The organism is Flavobacterium sp. WV_118_3, from assembly GCF_039778605.1.
In the GTDB taxonomy this organism is placed as follows: domain Bacteria; phylum Bacteroidota; class Bacteroidia; order Flavobacteriales; family Flavobacteriaceae; genus Flavobacterium.
Genome location: NZ_CP156060.1, coordinates 2,588,394 through 2,606,316 on the forward strand (window position 1 = coordinate 2,588,394; position 17,923 = coordinate 2,606,316).

The following is a 17,923-nucleotide window of genomic DNA, read 5'->3' on the forward strand; positions in this document are numbered from 1 at the left end:
CTTATTTCTTTTTTGCCGTTGTTGTTGCTTTTTTGGTAGCTGTCTTGGTTGTTGCTTTTTTGGCCGTTGTTTTCTTAGCAGCTGTTTTTTTGGCCGGTGCTTTTTTCTCGATCATCTCTTTTACCTCATCCAAAGTCAACTTCGACGCATCCACATCTTTCGGAAGCTCAATTTTTACTTTTCCTTTCAGGATTACCGAACGTCCCCATCGTGCTTTCTCAACACGGATACCTTCTTCTTCCCAGTTATGTAGTACTTTATCGATATCTTTTTGCAATTTTTCTTCGATCAATGCTACAATATCCGACTGTGACAAGTTATCAAAATTGTATTTTTTATTTACGTTGATAAACATTCCATTCCATTTGATAAATGGCCCAAAACGTCCCACCCCTTTTTGTACCGGTTCGTTTTTATAGATCCCGATAGGCGCATCAGCTTGTTCTTTTTCTTTGATCAACTCTACAGCTCTATCAAATGAAACATCTAATGGTTCTTCGCCTTTAGGCAACGAAATAAACACACTTCCAAAACGAACATAAGGTCCAAAACGGCCATTATTCACCTCTACTTCTTCTCCTTTATAGGTACCCAGATTTTTAGGTAGCAGAAATAAATTTAAAGCTTCTTCCAATGTAATGTTTCCAATATTCTGTTCCGGTCGTAAACTGGCGAATTGTTTTTCTTCATCGTCCACATCTCCGATCTGTGCCATCGGTCCGAATTTACCCAAACGAACACTTACCTGTTTTCCTGATTTTGGATCAACTCCCAAAATACGTTCCCCGGATTCTCTTTCTGCATTTTCTTCGACATTTTTCACGGTGGGATGGAAATGATCATAGAAAACACGCATCATGGTTGCCCAATCTTCATTTCCGGCTGCTATCTCATCGAAATCCTGCTCTACTTTGGCTGTAAAGTTATAATCCAAAATGGTTTCGAAGTTTTTAACCAGAAAGTCATTTACTATCATCCCGATGTCGGTTGGGACTAATTTTCCTTTATCCGAACCAAAATTTTCTTTTAATTCCTGATCCGCAATTTTATTACCTTTTAATGTTAACAGGACATATTTACGCTCCTGACCTTCAAAACTTCCTTTCTCAACATAATTTCGGTTGATAATGGTTGAAATGGTCGGTGCATACGTCGACGGACGTCCGATACCTAATTCTTCCAATTTCTTTACCAGTGCCGCCTCGGTATAGCGTGCCGGCGGTCGCGAAAAACGTTCGGTTGCCGTTATATAATTGTTCGTTAACTTTTCGTTGATTTTTAAAGCCGGTAGCATTCCTTCCTGTTCTTCCTCCTCCTCGTCATTTCCTTCCAGGTATACTTTTAGGAAGCCTTCAAAAAGTAACACTTCGCCTACCGCTCCAAATACTTCTTTATGATTGCTTGCTACAATTTTCACATTGGTTCGTTCCAACTGCGCATCACTCATTTGCGACGCCAGTGTACGTTTCCAGATCAGGTCGTACAAACGCGCCTGATCACGGTCGATATTTACCGAATGCAACGACATATCCGTAGGACGGATCGCCTCGTGTGCTTCCTGCGCTCCTTTTGTTTTGGTCGCATAGTTTCTCGGCTTACTGAATTCTTTTCCATAAGAACGGATGATTTCTGCTTCGGCTGCCGCCATAGCTTCCTGCGACAAGTTTACACTATCCGTTCTCATATAAGTGATCAATCCGGCCTCATACAAGCGTTGCGCCAACATCATGGTTACTCCTACCGGAAAATACAGCTTACGAGCCGCCTCCTGTTGTAAGGTTGATGTGGTAAACGGTGCAGCCGGCGATTTCTTGGTTGGCTTTGTTTCCAGATCGGAAACTTTATAGTCCGATCCTATATTTTGTTTTAAGAAGTTTTCCGCTTCTTGTTTTGTTTTGAAATTATGTGGCAGTTTGGCCTTAAATGCTTTTCCCGCTTCATTAGCAAATTCGGCCGTAACACTATAAGATCCTTCCGCTTTAAAGTCCTGAATTTCGCGTTCGCGCTCTACAATTAAACGTACGGAAACCGATTGTACCCGTCCGGCTGATAAACCCCCTTTTACTTTTTTCCAAAGAACCGGCGACAATTCATATCCTACCAAACGATCCAGAACACGTCGCGCCTGTTGCGCATTTACAAGGTCGTAATTGATTCCTCTCGGGTTTTCTATTGCTTTTTGAATAGCTGTTTTAGTGATTTCGTGAAAAACGATACGCTTTGTCTTGCTTTGATCCAATTTTAGTTCTTCCGCCAAGTGCCATGCAATAGCCTCTCCCTCGCGGTCTTCATCGGAAGCCAACCAAACAATTTCTGCTGACTTGGAAAGATCTTTTAGTTTTTTTACTACCGCTTTTTTATCGGAGGAAACCTCATATTTCGGTTTAAAATTGTTGTCAATATCTACACCGATTTCTTTTGATGGCAAGTCGGCTATATGTCCGTAACTTGATTCCACCTGGTAGTCTTTTCCTAGAAATTTTTCTATCGTTTTTGCCTTGGCAGGCGACTCCACAATCACTAAATTCTTTGCCATACTTCTTCTGTTTGTTCCGCAAAAGTATATGATTTTTTTAAATATTACATTTTTTGATTTTTTAAAACCTATTTATTTATTCCCATTTCTTTGTTAATAACGATCCGTAATAACAGCAATTATTCCATTCCGATAGTCGTTTTAAACCACCTGATTTAAAAAAATTAAACCACCACTTATCCCACCTGACTTCCAAAAACAACGCCGGGAATACATTTTACACATTATCGCCACTTTTATTTATAAATAATCCAAAAAAGTTAAAAAAATTAACATTTAAAATTTTGGACAAACGCACTTTATGATGATTTTTGAAAAAATAATTCACATTTCTTACCAAAAAATTACAATATGCCCTCTTTCATAAACCTTATAAATGATTTTCTACTCAAAAATTCACACTCCTTAAATAAAGAGGATCTGAATCTCCAACTATTATCCCATGAGGATTACCCTAGTTTTCGATCGGTTTCGGATACATTCGATTATTTCGGCATTGAAAACCTGGCCGCTACCGTCCCTGTTGAAGCATTAGAACAACTTCCAGAGTTTTTCCTGACCTTAATCAATATGGAAGGTAAAAGCATTTTTGTTTCGGTACATAAAACCCAAAACCGCATTAGTTGTAAGAGCACGGAAAAGAAATCACAACAATATAGCTATGCCGATTTTAAGACGATTTGGTCCGGAACGGTTATCGTTGTAGAAAAGAATACGGTGCCATCAAACGCCAAAAACAGACAAATATTAGTCGTTTTAGGAATCGCTGCTGCTTTAACACTACTGACGCTACTCTATCCCTTTTCACTTATATCAGCACTTATCGGTTTGTTGACACTTATCGGCATTTATATAAGCTGGCTGATCACCAAAGAAGAATTGGGCATCCGGGACACAATTACAGCCACTTTGTGTAGCACACTAAACGAAAAAGGGAGTTGCTCGAACATCATTAATTCTAAAGTCCGTTTTTTGGGACTGATTTCACTTAGTACCGCTACCGGTATCTTCTTTACATCCCAATTGCCGATCTTACTCTTTATCGGTTTTGACGTCACTTTTTTTTCAATTGCTTTATTAGCCGCAATACCGGCCGTTTTGTATTCCTTATACAGTCAGGCGTTTGTTTTAAAAGAATGGTGCGCCCTTTGTTTAGCAACTGCTTTGCTACTTTTTTTGGAAATGGGCGTTGTTTTTACAACACCACTCCTTTTAACCTTTAACGCGACCTACTGGATTAAAGCGTTATTATGTATTACACTGGTTGGTTTAGGAATACACTATATAAAAGTGCTAATCGAAAAAAACATCGCTTTAAAGAAAAGTGAAATGGATTTCTTTAAATTCAAACGCAACTACGGACTTTTCACCTCCTTATTATATAAGAAACAATTGCCGAATACTAGTCCTATTCCACAACATCATGAAGTACGATTTGGCTCCGATAATCCGGTTCTTACGATCCAGGCGGTTACCAATCCTTTATGCGGTTATTGTACTGACGCTTTTAAAGCCTATTTCTCGTTATTGGAAAAACACGGAACGGATATTCAGATCCAATTTATTTTTAGTGTTCCGTATGAGAAACCCGACAACCTTTCGACCAAAATTGTATTGGAGGTATTGGAAGCCTATTCTCAGAATCCAAAACAGGCTTTACTCCTATTAAAGGATTGGTTTGAGAAAAAGAATATTTCGGAATGGGAACATAAATCCGGGAATCCAAGTCCGGAAAAGTTACAGTTGCTTCAGTCCCATCGTTCCTGGTGTGATGCCAATGGAATTTTATATACTCCAGCTACCTTTATCAATAGCTATCAGTATCCAAATGAATACAAAACACAGGAGTTTATATTATTTGCCGATGAAATGATCGGGGAATTTCGAGGAGTCGGCATTTTAGTTAATCCGAATTAAAGTCGGATAACGTTACATTATATTTCACCTTTCAAATCCTACAAATCGCAGAGCGCGGCTTGTAGGATTTCTTATTTATTCTCACTTCTCTTTTCGCTACATCTATAGCTTTATTTTCGTTTCACACTATTACTGAGTGTCTTTACGTGTTTGCTGCGTGTCTTTGCGTAGTACTCTTTTAGTAAATGCTTAAAAACTGTTCCTACATTTGGGTAGAACTAGTTTTATTCCTTCCAATCTATTTTATTTTCTTGAATTAATTTCTAGTCCACAATAAATATTAATGGACTAACTAAACCCTGTTTTTTTTGCTGAGTACCTCAAAACTGGTGATAAAAAGCATTAATTAATCTAATCTATATGTTATGGAAAAATTTGGATCAAAATTATTCGAAAAGTTTGAAGATGCGAGAATTCTTAAACAATCGCAACAGAAAATCAATGGTGGTCATATGTTATCAGGACCAGTGGAATCAGAAGCAACCGGGGATACAGAGTGTACGATGGGTGGACAAGACTGCGGAGACAATGTTGGAAGCACTGATGTTTTTTCCGATTCGACACCTACACAAGTAGGACAAGATTGGTGTGATTAACAAAATGCATTATTAACATTCAAAATGAGACGAAAAAATTTATGAAAAAAACACACTTCACACTCATTTTATGTTTTATCTGTTTCTATTCCGTAAGTCAAAACACAAGAGATGTTTTTATACACGATTCTATTTCAAGTAAAATAGAATATGCCATACTGAAAAAAAATATTTTAAAGTTGGAAGGACAAAGCGGCGGTTATGAGCCAGATTTTAAATACAGGTTATTAAATAGCAGTTTTACCCATAACGACATTCTTTTTTTTAAAAAGGAATTGTCCCTATTAGTCGAAAAATACGGTTTTAATGTGGCCTATATGTCTGGAGACGAAAAGTATTATAATGCCATAATGAAAGGTGATTTATCAAAATGGTTTAAAAAAATGTATCTCAAATGTCATACAAAATGGTTGAAAAATAATTTTGAAAAACAGATTGACCTTCGAATATTAAATGAGTTGGCTATGAAAGACCAGCTTGTAAATAGTTATGCCGCTAATGTTTCGCAAATACCAGGTTTAGACTCCATTCAGAAAGAAAGAAATATGGAATTACTATCCAGCTATTTCTACAAGAATGCCAGTACGCTACATAATGTAAGCCTAAAATACCATAATCTACCAACCGCTAAATCGTTTGCTTTAGTTCAAAACGGTTATGGGATCGTTACAATCCACAATCTACAGGCCAAGGCTAATTACGATAATTATTGGACCTTATTTTATCCCTATTACAAGAAAGCCTATTTAAAAGATCAGATTGACTATATGATTTTTAGAAATTACGACAACCTCTCCTATTTGCATTATGGGTATCAGGTTTTCGGCTTGATCAGTATTAAAAACATACCGGATCATTGGAAAAGCAATGACGAAATTCCTATAAAAGATCCTGATTTTGCAAAAAAAATTAAATCCGAATTTAAATGGTACTGATTTTAAGTTCACCCGATGATTTGTCGACGAATGATGTAATCGACTGGTTAAGGCATTACAATATTCCTTTTTTACGAATCTCGGTTAATGACACTATAACCTATAAGTCGGTTACTATTGGTAATTCTAAATTTGACATTGAATTTTCGATTAATAAAAAAAGTTATAATCTGCACGATTTCACCGCTTTTTGGTACAGAAGAAGTCATTACAGTATTTTCATTCCTAAAATTATTGAGAACGATATCATTAGTAAACAAATCAACAGGCACTTGCAAGTTGAAGCAAATGAAATTCACAAACTATTCACAAATTATATCTGTAAAAAATCAATCAATAATCACCGTGATATTACGATTAACAAATTAGCTGTTTTGAAACTAGCGACTACTATTGGTTTAAAAATTCCTGATACCATAATCGCTACCAAAAGAACCGCCGTTTCTCATTTTATGAGAAGACATTCAAAAATTATCACTAAAAATTTTTCTCAGGGAATCTTCATTCACAATAAAACCGAATCTTTTAACGCAATAACAAACATTGTCACTGAAGAAATTTTCAATTTATTACCCGAATATTTTTTTCCCAGTTTATTTCAAGAACATATTAATAAATTATTTGAATTACGGGTTTTTTACTTAATGGGTACTTTTTATTCAAGCGCCATATTTTCTCAAAACGACCCAAAAACATCCGTAGATTTTAGAAACTATAATAAGGAAAAACCGAATAGAACTCCTCCATTTAAGTTACCTGCAACTATAGAAATAAAATTAAAAAAACTAATGAAAGTCTTAAAACTAAACAGCGGCTCTATAGACATGCTTGTTTCTTCAAATAATGAATACGTTTTTTTGGAAGTCAACCCTATTGGGCAATTTGGACAAGTTTCAAAACCTTGTAATTATTATCTCGAAAAACAGATCGCTAAAGAATTGAATAAAATCTCAAAATATGGAACACTCACAAATTGAATCATTACCATTGTTTTTTAGGCTTGGAAAATTTGAACCGAATCAAAAATCGATATACTCAGAGAACTACATTGTATCGAAATCATACGCAACCGATCTCTATTTAAAAATGAAGTATCACAAACCACTAATTTTACAAATGCCATGATTTTAAAGTTTCATGCCGAAACTCCAGTTATTAATGGCTTTAACAGATCATGTATATATGACCTACCTAGAAATACTTATGATTTTTTGCCTTTAGCCATTGTAAACAAACTTTATTCTTTTGAAAACATGAATCGGGACACTATAATTGATCAACTTGATACCAATGAAAAATTATGGCTAAACTATTTAATCGAAAAAGAATATTGTTTTTTTATACCTCAAGAATTCAAAGATGCATTTCCGAAAATAAATTTCAAATGGACTAATCCTTCATTAATAAGTAATACAATCATCGACATCAGTCAAACAACTTCTGGTTTTGATTTTAAAATAGTAGAAGAACTTAACTGCAAACATGTATTAATTAGAATTGATAATTACGAAAATCTGGAAGCATTATACTCATTACTTAAAGAAAAAATCGGTACTACAACCTTTAAATCAATTGATTTACACATTAGAAAAAAACCTGACACAAGCTTTTCATCTTTTAAGAAGAGTATTAAAAAAGAAATAAAACAAATCACGGATATTAATTTCTACAATAAAAAACGAGACACTATTCCTTCTGTTTTTAGCCCTTTTTTCCTCATTAACATCAATATCTTTTCAGAATCGCTACGATTTAATTCTTATTACAATCGAAAACTATACATTGACAAAGATGGAAACATCAAGAATGGTATTGAAGGAAAACGTATTTTTTCAAATCTTACTAAAAATGTCGATTTGGCAGAAATAGTTCAAAGCAAGAACTACAAAAACTTATGGAATATTAACAAAGATAAAATTGATATTTGTAAAGACTGTGAGTTCCGATATATGTGTATTGATAATAGAACTCCAAAAAAAAGAAACAACAAAGCCTATTATTTTGAAGAGGAATGCCCCTATAACCCCTACATTTCGAAATGGAAAGGAGACAAAGATTACAAATCGTTAGAAGAAATTGGAGTAATTTCCAATAAGATATTTTTTTCAATAGATCTGAAAAAAGTAAAAAAAACAAATACTGATATATGGATAAACTCAATATAAGCAGATATAAAAACTTTTTATTACTATTAACGCTTCCCTTTCTCCCTTATAATTTTAGCTTTCAAATTCTACAAACTGCCGAACACGGTTTATAGGGTTTCTTATTTATTCTCACTTCTCTTTTAGCTACATCTATAGCTTTATTTTCGTTTTGCTGCGTTACTGAGTGCATTTGCGTGTTTTGCTGCGTGTCTTTGCGTAGTACTCTTTTAGTAAATGCTAAAAAACTGTTCCTACATTTGGAATATGAGGATGCCAACAAAACTTGTTTTAAGTCTATTCTTGAATGTTTATTATCAACTGAATGAATATATAATATCTAAACATTTATTTTAAAAAACAATCTATAAAGTTTACGCATCATGAAAAAATTAGAAAGTTTAGAACAGGATCGATTTCAATCCTTTAAAGAAAATGAAATCAATTATTGGAGGTGCAAAAGTAGCTACAACCTATGGAGGTGGTAATCCGGATTGTTACGATTACCGCACAAATGAAACCGGATCCGTTGATGGAGGTGGTGCTGCCCGGGATTTTTGGTATCGGGAATGCTAACATTAATAACTGATAGCGTTGATATTGTCAACGTTATCAGTTCAAATAGCTTGTTATGAAACAAAAGGTACTACTCTTATTGGGTCTCTATTCTTGCCTTGTTTTTTCTCAAACCGATGATTACACCAAGTATCATACCCTGATAAATAAAGCCGAGGAACTTTACTTTATGGAACACAAAACGGATAGCACTCTGTTTTACTACAATCAGGTTTTTAAAGAATACAACTTTATATATGTTAAAGATTTGGTCAACGCTGCTCAAATCGCTCTTTTCGAAAAAAGACCCTATCGTTTTTATATTGAAAAGGGGTTTGAACAGGGATTAAAAATAGCGCATTTAAACTATTATCCGCTCTTTAAAAAAGAATTGCAGAAATTACAAAAAGACACTAAACTCATCAAAACGTATAATCAAAACAGAAAAAATATATTGCCCGAATTGACTTTTATTATCGAAATACTATTTATTACCTCGCTATTAAAGATCAATTGAACAAACAGAAACCTAAATACCATAACATTGTATACCAAACCACACAAAAACTTCTCAAGTACATAAAAAAACAAAGGGTTTCCGGGTGATAAACTAATCGGCATCGAAGACAACTCTATCTTTCGTGAAATTGGAAAATCGTACTTGGATCTATATCAGCAGCGAAAAAAACATAAAGAACTATTCTATATGAACTCAGAAGAAGAAAGTTTATCCACAGTATGGGCACAAATCATCCTTGTACACAACCCTTGCTCGTATTACCTCCTAAAAAAAACCTTATTAAACGAAATCAAAAAAGGAAATATTCACCCAAGAGATGTTGGTCTTATTTATGATAATGCCTACCGCTATAAATCCAAATTCCCTTATTACTGTGACAAAATTAAATTAACTGGAGCCTATCTTTTAAATCCCGCGGCTTTAGGGCATATAAAAAACATAAACTTAGATACAGTAAATGCAATGAGAAAGAAAATGCTTATTGTTTCAACCATGGTTGATGCCAAAAAGAAGGACTATGAAATAAAATATGGCTTTAAACTTTTTTCCGGTTTTTGGGACTGTAGATAAATCTTATGAAAACAGCTTTGGTTAAACATGCATAAAACCCATTAAAACAAAACACTATAAAACATTATTCCTTATAAAGTTCAACTCAAAAGATACTATTTAACTTTTTGAATAAAAAAAATAAATTTAAAGCTTTCCTTAACAATATTTATATATTTGTGAATATGGAGAATTATCCGCAAAATGAACACAAACATGATCGCATTATGCATCATTAGAATCAACACAAACAAATAATGTCGCAATTCCCATTCTATAAACAAGCCGATTCCAAAGACTGTGGTCCTACATGTCTTAAAATAATTGCCAAGCACTATAAAAAGGTTATCAATATTCAGAAGCTAAGAGCACTTTCCGAAACAACCCGGGAAGGAAGCAATTTGTTATCATTGAGTGATGCCGCCGAAAGAATCGGTTTCCGTACATTGGGTGTGCGTATTTCGCTGGAAAAACTACAGGAAGTACCGCTTCCTTGTATTTTGCATTGGAATAACAACCATTATGTGGTGCTCTATAAAGTAAAAAAACACAAACTCTATGTTTCCGATCCGGCACATGGACTTTTGGAGTACGATAAAGAGGAATTTCTTAAATTCTGGATCGGCAATAATGTTACTGAAACAACCGAAGAAGGAATTGCATTGTTAATCGAGCCAACACCGAAGTTTTACCAGAGTGAATTTGAATCCGACTCCAATAATAAAGCTTTTGGTTTCGGATTACTTTCCAAATATATCCTACGTTATAAAACCTTTCTTGTTCAGTTGATCATTGGATTAATGGCCGGAAGTTGCCTACAACTGATCTTCCCCTTTTTAACCCAAAGTGTGGTCGATGTAGGAATACAAAATCAGAACATCCATTTTATCTACATGGTTTTGTTTGCGCAGTTGTTTTTGTTTTTCGGAAAAACCGGACTGGAGTTTATCCGAGGTTGGATTTTACTGCATCTTTCTACTCGCATTAACATCTCCCTGATCTCGGATTTCTTTATCAAACTGATGAATCTGCCCATTTCATTTTTTGACGTACGAATGACCGGGGATATTATGCAACGTATTAGTGATCATCACCGGATCGAACGGATATTAACCACATCTTCCCTAAATGTATTGTTTTCTTTTGTAAACATGATCATCATGGGAGCGGTTTTGGCTTATTACAATCTGACCATTTTTGCCATTTTCTTTATTGGTAGTTTTTTCTATTTCCTATGGGTAACACTTTTCCTGAAAAGACGGGAGGATCTCGATTACAAACGCTTCTCGGAAGTCAGCCAGGAACAGAGTAAAGTCATTGAGTTGATCAACGGAATGCAGGAGATTAAACTCCACAATGCCGAAAAACAAAAACGATGGGGTTGGGAATACATACAGGCGCGTTTGTTTAAAGTGTCTATGAAAAGTCTGGTATTGGAACAAACCCAGTCGATTGGGTCCAATTTTATCAACGAGCTTAAAAATATTTTGATCATCTTCCTTTCGGCCAAATTGGTTATCGACGGGGCTATTACGCTGGGGATGATGATGGCGATCAGTTCTATCGTAGGAAGCTTGAATGGTCCTATTATACAATTGATCAGTTTTATTCGGGAAGCACAGGATGCGAAGATTTCCCTGGCGCGTTTATCGGAAATACACGAAAAAGACGATGAAACTCAGGATGAAGATGAAAAAATTCACGATTTCCCAAAAGACGAGACGCTGCATATCAAAAATCTTTCGTTTCGTTATACCGGTTCCGACGTTCCGGTGCTGGAAGATGTTAGCCTGACTATCCCGGCCAAAAAGGTAACCGCCATTGTAGGGGCTAGTGGTAGCGGAAAAACTACACTAATGAAAATTTTATTAAAGTTCTACGATCCGAATTCCGGGGAGATCTTTTTAGGCAGGACCAATCTTAAAAATATGTCTCAAAAAACCTGGCGTTCGCATATTGGATCTGTGATGCAGGAAGGTTATATTTTCAACGATACGATTGCGAATAATATTGCACTCGGAGTCGATAAAGTGGATAAAGCGCGTTTGGCCTATGCCGCCGATGTGGCCAATATACAGGAATTTATAGAAGAACTTCCATTGGGTTATAACACTAAAATCGGGATGGAAGGTACCGGAATGAGTACCGGACAAAAACAACGTTTACTAATTGCCCGTGCCGTTTATAAAAATCCGGAGATGTTGTTTTTTGACGAGGCAACTTCCGCTCTGGATGCTAACAACGAACGGGAAATTATGCAAAAACTGGATCTCTTTTTTCGGGATAAAACCGTAGTGGTAATCGCTCACCGGCTGAGTACTGTTATGAATGCCGATCAGATTGTGGTATTGGACAGAGGACGGATTATTGAAGTCGGAAGTCACGACGAGCTTGTTGATAGTCGCGGAAATTACTACCGCTTGGTTAAAAACCAGTTACAACTGGGCAATTAAAATAAAAATCGATCAAATGCCGCAACATAGAAATACAGATATAAAGTTAAGAAGCGAAGAAGTTCAGGAAATACTATCGCAGGTACCACATTGGATGATCCGATGGGGCAATATTGTTATTTTCATTATCCTATCATTAATGTTAATCCTGTCCTGGTTTGTCCGTTATCCGGATATCGTGACTGCCGAAATTTCCATAACAACGCAAACACCTCCCGAAAAACTGATCGCCCGAACCTCGGGTCGAATCGAAAAAATATTGGTTCCGGATCGTAGCAAAGTTAAAAAAGACACTCCTTTGGCCGTTATTGAAAATACGGCCAGTTATCCGGATGTTTTTCTTTTAAAAAGCATTACCGATACGTTAAAAATCAATCCGGAGTTTAAATTTCCTTTTGAAAAATTAACCACCTTACAACTAGGTGATATTTCCAGCGTTTTTGCTCTTTTCGAAAAAGACTATGCCAATTACGAACTGAATAAAGATTTACAACCCTATCGTGTGGAAAACAGTGCGCAACGGTATGAAGCCATTCAGCTAAAAGAACGCTTAGGGCTTTTGGAACAACAGGCATCGATTGCACAAACCGAGTTACAGCTTAAGAAAAAAGAACTGGAGCGGTATAAAAAACTATTCGACAATGGTGTAATCGCATTACAGGAGTGGGAAACCAAAAATATCGATTACCTACAGAACGAAAAAAACATAAAAAGCCTGAATTCTCAGATCTCACAATTGCATTCATCATTAAACGAACTCAATCGCAGTAGCAAAACAACGAAGATCAACGAGACTAAAGATCAGATCATTTTTTTCCGGAATATGGCACAATCCTATAATCAGTTACGAAAGGCTATTGCCGACTGGGATCTGGCGTATGTACTTCGGGCGTCCATTCCGGGCGAAGTGTCCTATCTGCAAATCTGGAAGGAAAACCAAACGATCAATGTGGGCGAAAATGTATTTACCGTTATTCCGGAATCCTCTACTCAATATATCGGTAAAGTCAAAGCGAGAACAGTCAATGCCGGAAAACTAAAACCCAATCAGGATGTCAATATTCGTTTACTAAATTATCCCGATCGCGAATTCGGTGTTGTGAAAGGAAAAGTAAAATCCATTTCGTTAACACCCGACAAAGATGGCCTTTTATTAATTGATGTTTCCCTTCCTAAAGGTTTAAATACATCCTACCATAAAAAAATTACCTTCCAACAGGAAATGGGTGGAACTGCTGATATTATCACCGAAGATCTTCGCCTACTGGAACGCCTGTTATATCAGTTCCGGGATCTTTTCAGAAGATAGCCGGAATAGTCATTTCAGGCCTTTTTCAGCACAATTGAAAATCTGTGTTAAACAAATCTGTCATCTTGTCAGAAAATAAAATTTAATACTATCTTTGCAGATTATGAAGATTTTCACTCTATAGTGCTATATGGAAAAGATTATTGAAGAAAATAAACAGGGAACCAGTCTTGTTCTCGAAAATAAAGAAGGAAATTCTAAAAAGCTTTTTATCGAAAGCTATGGCTGTGCCATGAATTTTTCCGACAGTGAAATCGTTGCCTCTATTTTGGCCAACGAAGGGTATAATACAACCCAAAAACTGGAAGAGGCCGATTTGGTTCTGGTTAATACCTGCTCTATTCGGGACAAAGCAGAACAAACCGTGCGTAAACGTCTTGAAAAATACAATGCCGTAAAAAAAATAAACCCGGGTATGAAAGTCGGCGTTTTAGGTTGTATGGCCGAACGTCTGAAAAGTCAGTTCCTCGAACAGGAAAAAATCGTGGACATGGTGGTTGGTCCGGATGCCTATAAAGATATTCCAAACCTTTTAAAAGAGGTAGACGAAGGTCGTGATGCTATCAATGTTATTTTGTCTAAGGATGAAACCTATGGAGACATCTCTCCTGTCCGCTTACTCAGTAACGGAATTACCGCTTTTGTATCCATCACTAGAGGATGCGACAATATGTGTACGTTTTGCGTAGTTCCATTTACCCGTGGTCGCGAACGTAGCCGTGAACCCCAAAGTATCCTCGAAGAAATAAACGATCTGGCCAGCAGAGGCTTCAAAGAAGTAACGCTTTTAGGTCAGAATGTGGATAGTTATTTATGGTATGGTGGCGGATTGAAAAAAGATTTTGAAAAAGCAACCGAAATGCAAAAAGCTACTGCAGTCGATTTTGCTCAGTTATTGGACATGTGTGCCATCGCACATCCCAAAATGCGTTTCCGTTTTTCGACTTCCAATCCACAGGATATGCACGAAGAAGTATTACACATCATTGCTAAACATCCAAATATCTGTAATTATATCCACCTACCGGTACAATCCGGAAGTACTCGAATTTTAAGGGAAATGAACCGTCAGCATACCCGTGAAGAGTATATGACATTGGTCGATAAAATCAAAACAATTATACCGGGTTGTTCTATTTCTCAGGACATGATCACTGGTTTCCCAACGGAAACGGAAGAGGATCACCAGGATACCTTAAGCCTGATGGAATATGTAGAATATGACTTTGGTTATATGTTCGCCTATTCCGAAAGACCAGGAACACTGGCAGCCCGTAAAATGGAAGATGACGTTCCGGAAGAAGTTAAAAAACGTCGCTTACAGGAAATTGTTGATTTACAACAAAAACTAAGTCATAAACGAACCTCGCGTTTCCTAAACGAAACGGTAGAAGTATTGATCGAAAAAACATCCAAAAGATCGGACGCCCATTGGTCCGGAAGAAATTCTGAGAATGTGGTCGTTGTTTTCCCGAAAGAAAACTACAAAGTAGGTGATTTTGTTATGGTAAAAATCAACGATTGTACTACCGCTACACTAATAGGAGAAGCAACCGGTTATTCCGACATGAATTAATTGTAAACCGGTCCATTCATCAATATAACCCAAACAACCTCTGTCATGGAAAACATCCAAGCCATAAAACAGCGTTTTGAGATTATCGGGAATGACCCGAAACTCAATCGCGCCATCGAAAAAGCCATACAGGTAGCTCCAACCGATATTTCGGTATTGGTAACCGGTGAAAGCGGTGTAGGTAAAGAAAGTATTCCGAAAATCATCCATTCCCTTTCCCACCGGAAACACGGAAAATATATCGCCGTAAACTGCGGTGCTATTCCCGAAGGAACGATCGACAGCGAATTATTTGGACACGAAAAAGGGGCGTTTACCGGGGCAACCGCTACCCGTGAAGGCTATTTTGAAGTGGCCGACGGTGGTACGATTTTCCTTGACGAAGTAGGCGAATTACCACTAACCACTCAGGTGCGTTTGCTACGGGTACTGGAAAACGGAGAATTTATCAAAGTAGGTTCCTCACAGGTACAAAAAACCAATGTGCGAATTGTTGCGGCTACCAATGTTAACATGATTAGCGCTATCGATAAAGGAAAATTCCGGGAGGATCTTTATTATCGTTTGAGTACCGTAGAAATTAATCTTCCGCCCTTACGCGAACGAAAAGAAGACATCCATCTGCTTTTTCGAAAATTTGCATCCGATTTTGCCCATAAATACAAAATGCCGCCTTTAAAATTAGACGAAGGGGCTGTCCAATGGCTCACCAAATACCGCTGGAGCGGAAATATCCGTCAATTGCGAAATGTAGCCGAACAAATTTCTGTACTGGAGACTAGCCGTGATATTTCACTCGCTACCTTACAATCGTATTTACCGATGGAAGGTAGTAATCTGCCTTCAGTGATCAGCGAGAAAAAAGCCGACAGTGATTTCAGTTCCGAACGGGAAATCCTGTACAAAATTCTTTTCGACATGAAAAGCGATCTGAACGATCTGAAAAAACTGACGTTGGAATTAATGCAAAACGGAAATACCAACAAGGTACAGGAAAGTAATAAAACCCTGATTCAACGTATTTACGGCTCCACAGAAGAAAACGAGATTCCGTTTGAAAAACAAACCAGTCTGGAAGTCATTCCAATGCCATCGGAAACCATACAGGAAGAATTTGACGATGATGATGATGAAAATTATCTTATCGCTGAGGCTATTGAGGAAGAAGATTCCCTTCGACTGGATCAGAAAGAAATCGAACTGATCAAAAAAGCACTGGAACGTAACAAAGGAAAACGAAAAGCCGCCGCAGACGAACTGGGAATTTCCGAACGAACTTTATACCGAAAAATCAAGCAATTCGATTTGTAATACCATGAAAGCTATTAAATACATCCTAATTATACCGATCCTGTTAGTATTAACCGGCTGTTCCGTTTATAATTTTACCGGAACCGGAAAAATAGACGCCAAAACATTTCAGGTGAATTATTTTCAAAATAATGCTCCTTTGGTTGAACCGGGTATCGAACGAACTTTTACACTCGAACTGCAAAAGATTATTCAGAATCAAACTAACCTGAGTCTTACCAATACCGGTGGTGACCTGATCTATGAAGGTGAAATAACCGATTACCGTATTACACCTATGGGGTCGAACGCCAATCAGGGCGCCGATCAGAACAGACTGTCGATCACAATTAACGTACGCTTTACCAATAAAAATAAATCGGACGATGATTTCGAAAGAAAATTCTCTTTCTATTATGATTTCCCGGCTAATGATCAATTAGTAGGCTCCCGTTTATCGGAAGCCCTGAATGTTGTTTTCGAAAGGATTACTCAGGATGTATTCAACCAGTCACTAGCAAAGTGGTAACACTCTAAATCTGTCATTTTGAACGTAAACGATTTATCATATTTACTCAATAACCCCCAAAACATCCGGTCCCGGCAAACTGTCGAACTGGAGGCGGTTTTGCATCAGTTCCCCTATTTCCAGGCGGCTCGTGCCATACATCTTAAAGGGCTTTACGACGAAAATAGTTATCGTTATAATCAGGAGTTAAAAAAGACAGCCGCCTATACTACCGACCGTAGTATTCTGTTTGAATTTATTACTTCGAAAAATTTCACTGCAATTCAACAGGCCTTTTTTGAAGAAAAAGAAGCTGCAATCCACGATATTATTGTCAACCAGTATAAAGTTATTATACCGGAAGAAGACAAAATAACCATCCCCGAGGTCGATCCTCTGGAACAATCCATACGCTCATCTATTAAGGAAGCCGAAGTGGAAATTGAAATACCGGAAGCAGAACCTTCCGTTACCGAACAACCCAAAGTCGAAACAGCATTGGAGCAATCCATTCGTTCGTCTATACGCGTAGCCGAACCCGAACCTGTGGCAGAAGTCGTATTGCCGGAACCGGAACCAATCATTGAAGAAGCTGCAACAATCGAAGCAGCTACGGAAAAACTCGAAATCGGCAAGCCGTTGGAGTTCTCAAAAGAAGAAAAACATTCGTTCCAGGAATGGCTACAACTGGCCAAATTCAGCCCTATTGACCGTGAAAAGCCGGCCGATTTAGAAGAAATTGATCCGGAGAAAAAGAAAAAATCAGATTTAATCGACAAATTTATCGAGACAAATCCAAAAATAACGCCAGTCAAAAATACGCCATCAGCTCCCGTAAACATTGAGAAATCTTCACAAGACACCTCCTATCTGATGACCGAAACACTGGCTAAAGTTTACCTTGAACAAAAAAAATATCAGAAAGCAATTCAAGCTTATGAAATATTAATTTTGAAATATCCAGAAAAAAGTCATTTCTTTGCAGACCGAATTTCGGATATTAAGATATTACAACAAAATAACAATTAAAAAATT

The 17,923-nt window shown here is 37.0% G+C and carries 15 protein-coding genes; 14 read left to right on the forward strand and 1 reads right to left on the reverse strand.

The genetic code is table 11. From position 1 onward, the window contains the following. Position 1 precedes the first annotated feature (1 nt). On the reverse strand, positions 2-2,536 hold the full coding sequence (topA, locus tag ABFU83_RS12110; RefSeq protein WP_347066243.1) for a type I DNA topoisomerase: 2,535 nt from the start codon (positions 2,534-2,536) through the stop codon (positions 2-4). A 351-nt stretch (positions 2,537-2,887) separates the two neighbouring features. Between topA and ABFU83_RS12115 the strand changes: the two genes are divergently transcribed. From ABFU83_RS12115 to ABFU83_RS12180, 14 genes are all read left to right on the forward strand, one after another. After that, positions 2,888-4,453, forward strand: a complete 1,566-nt coding sequence (locus tag ABFU83_RS12115; RefSeq protein ID WP_347066245.1) for a vitamin K epoxide reductase family protein — start codon at positions 2,888-2,890, stop codon at positions 4,451-4,453. Between the two features lie 365 nt (positions 4,454-4,818). Continuing rightward, positions 4,819-5,049 carry a hypothetical protein gene (locus tag ABFU83_RS12120; RefSeq protein WP_347066247.1) on the forward strand — a complete coding sequence of 77 codons (231 nt, stop codon included), beginning with the start codon at positions 4,819-4,821 and terminating at the stop codon, positions 5,047-5,049. Between the two features lie 41 nt (positions 5,050-5,090). Next, the gene (locus ABFU83_RS12125) at positions 5,091-5,984 is read left to right on the forward strand and encodes a hypothetical protein (RefSeq protein WP_347066248.1); all 894 of its coding nucleotides are present in this window, start codon (positions 5,091-5,093) and stop codon (positions 5,982-5,984) included. After that, positions 5,975-6,961 carry a grasp-with-spasm system ATP-grasp peptide maturase gene (gene gwsG / locus ABFU83_RS12130; protein WP_347066250.1) on the forward strand — a complete coding sequence of 329 codons (987 nt, stop codon included), beginning with the start codon at positions 5,975-5,977 and terminating at the stop codon, positions 6,959-6,961. The genes ABFU83_RS12125 and gwsG overlap by 10 nt, the downstream gene beginning before the upstream one ends. A gap of 144 nt (positions 6,962-7,105) precedes the next feature. Then, on the forward strand, positions 7,106-8,149 hold the full coding sequence (locus tag ABFU83_RS12135; RefSeq protein ID WP_347066251.1) for a hypothetical protein: 1,044 nt from the start codon (positions 7,106-7,108) through the stop codon (positions 8,147-8,149). A gap of 414 nt (positions 8,150-8,563) precedes the next feature. Beyond that, positions 8,564-8,704, forward strand: coding sequence for a hypothetical protein (locus tag ABFU83_RS12140; protein ID WP_347066253.1), 141 nt, complete (start codon positions 8,564-8,566; stop codon positions 8,702-8,704). A gap of 55 nt (positions 8,705-8,759) precedes the next feature. Beyond that, on the forward strand, positions 8,760-9,200 hold the full coding sequence (locus ABFU83_RS12145) for a hypothetical protein (RefSeq protein WP_347066255.1): 441 nt from the start codon (positions 8,760-8,762) through the stop codon (positions 9,198-9,200). 189 nt (positions 9,201-9,389) lie between these two features. Next, positions 9,390-9,773, forward strand: a complete 384-nt coding sequence (locus ABFU83_RS12150; RefSeq protein WP_347066256.1) for a hypothetical protein — start codon at positions 9,390-9,392, stop codon at positions 9,771-9,773. A gap of 236 nt (positions 9,774-10,009) precedes the next feature. After that, on the forward strand, positions 10,010-12,205 hold the full coding sequence (locus tag ABFU83_RS12155) for a peptidase domain-containing ABC transporter (RefSeq protein ID WP_347066258.1): 2,196 nt from the start codon (positions 10,010-10,012) through the stop codon (positions 12,203-12,205). Positions 12,206-12,221: 16 nt separating this feature from the next. After that, positions 12,222-13,514: an HlyD family efflux transporter periplasmic adaptor subunit gene (locus ABFU83_RS12160; RefSeq protein WP_347066260.1), complete on the forward strand. Its 1,293-nt coding sequence runs from the start codon at positions 12,222-12,224 to the stop codon at positions 13,512-13,514. A gap of 130 nt (positions 13,515-13,644) precedes the next feature. Beyond that, positions 13,645-15,090 (forward strand): tRNA (N6-isopentenyl adenosine(37)-C2)-methylthiotransferase MiaB, encoded by a 1,446-nt coding sequence (gene miaB / locus ABFU83_RS12165; protein WP_347066262.1) that lies wholly within the window; start codon positions 13,645-13,647, stop codon positions 15,088-15,090. 45 nt (positions 15,091-15,135) lie between these two features. Further along, positions 15,136-16,401, forward strand: a complete 1,266-nt coding sequence (locus tag ABFU83_RS12170) for a sigma-54 dependent transcriptional regulator (RefSeq protein ID WP_347066264.1) — start codon at positions 15,136-15,138, stop codon at positions 16,399-16,401. A gap of 4 nt (positions 16,402-16,405) precedes the next feature. Further along, positions 16,406-16,909, forward strand: coding sequence for an LptE family protein (locus ABFU83_RS12175; protein WP_347066266.1), 504 nt, complete (start codon positions 16,406-16,408; stop codon positions 16,907-16,909). 18 nt (positions 16,910-16,927) lie between these two features. Continuing rightward, on the forward strand, positions 16,928-17,917 hold the full coding sequence (locus ABFU83_RS12180) for a hypothetical protein (RefSeq protein ID WP_347066267.1): 990 nt from the start codon (positions 16,928-16,930) through the stop codon (positions 17,915-17,917). Positions 17,918-17,923 lie beyond the last annotated feature (6 nt).

What these genes read in the sequence shown, in the direction of transcription:
- topA (WP_347066243.1), bottom strand. Translation starts at nt 2,536, where the DNA reads ATGGCAAAGAATTTAGTGATTGTGGAGTCGCCTGCCAAGGCAAAAACG.
- ABFU83_RS12115 (WP_347066245.1), top strand. Translation starts at nt 2,888, where the DNA reads ATGCCCTCTTTCATAAACCTTATAAATGATTTTCTACTCAAAAATTCA.
- ABFU83_RS12120 (WP_347066247.1), top strand. Translation starts at nt 4,819, where the DNA reads ATGGAAAAATTTGGATCAAAATTATTCGAAAAGTTTGAAGATGCGAGA.
- ABFU83_RS12125 (WP_347066248.1), top strand. Translation starts at nt 5,091, where the DNA reads ATGAAAAAAACACACTTCACACTCATTTTATGTTTTATCTGTTTCTAT.
- gwsG (WP_347066250.1), top strand. Translation starts at nt 5,975, where the DNA reads ATGGTACTGATTTTAAGTTCACCCGATGATTTGTCGACGAATGATGTA.
- ABFU83_RS12135 (WP_347066251.1), top strand. Translation starts at nt 7,106, where the DNA reads ATGATTTTAAAGTTTCATGCCGAAACTCCAGTTATTAATGGCTTTAAC.
- ABFU83_RS12140 (WP_347066253.1), top strand. Translation starts at nt 8,564, where the DNA reads ATGAAATCAATTATTGGAGGTGCAAAAGTAGCTACAACCTATGGAGGT.
- ABFU83_RS12145 (WP_347066255.1), top strand. Translation starts at nt 8,760, where the DNA reads ATGAAACAAAAGGTACTACTCTTATTGGGTCTCTATTCTTGCCTTGTT.
- ABFU83_RS12150 (WP_347066256.1), top strand. Translation starts at nt 9,390, where the DNA reads ATGAACTCAGAAGAAGAAAGTTTATCCACAGTATGGGCACAAATCATC.
- ABFU83_RS12155 (WP_347066258.1), top strand. Translation starts at nt 10,010, where the DNA reads ATGTCGCAATTCCCATTCTATAAACAAGCCGATTCCAAAGACTGTGGT.
- ABFU83_RS12160 (WP_347066260.1), top strand. Translation starts at nt 12,222, where the DNA reads ATGCCGCAACATAGAAATACAGATATAAAGTTAAGAAGCGAAGAAGTT.
- miaB (WP_347066262.1), top strand. Translation starts at nt 13,645, where the DNA reads ATGGAAAAGATTATTGAAGAAAATAAACAGGGAACCAGTCTTGTTCTC.
- ABFU83_RS12170 (WP_347066264.1), top strand. Translation starts at nt 15,136, where the DNA reads ATGGAAAACATCCAAGCCATAAAACAGCGTTTTGAGATTATCGGGAAT.
- ABFU83_RS12175 (WP_347066266.1), top strand. Translation starts at nt 16,406, where the DNA reads ATGAAAGCTATTAAATACATCCTAATTATACCGATCCTGTTAGTATTA.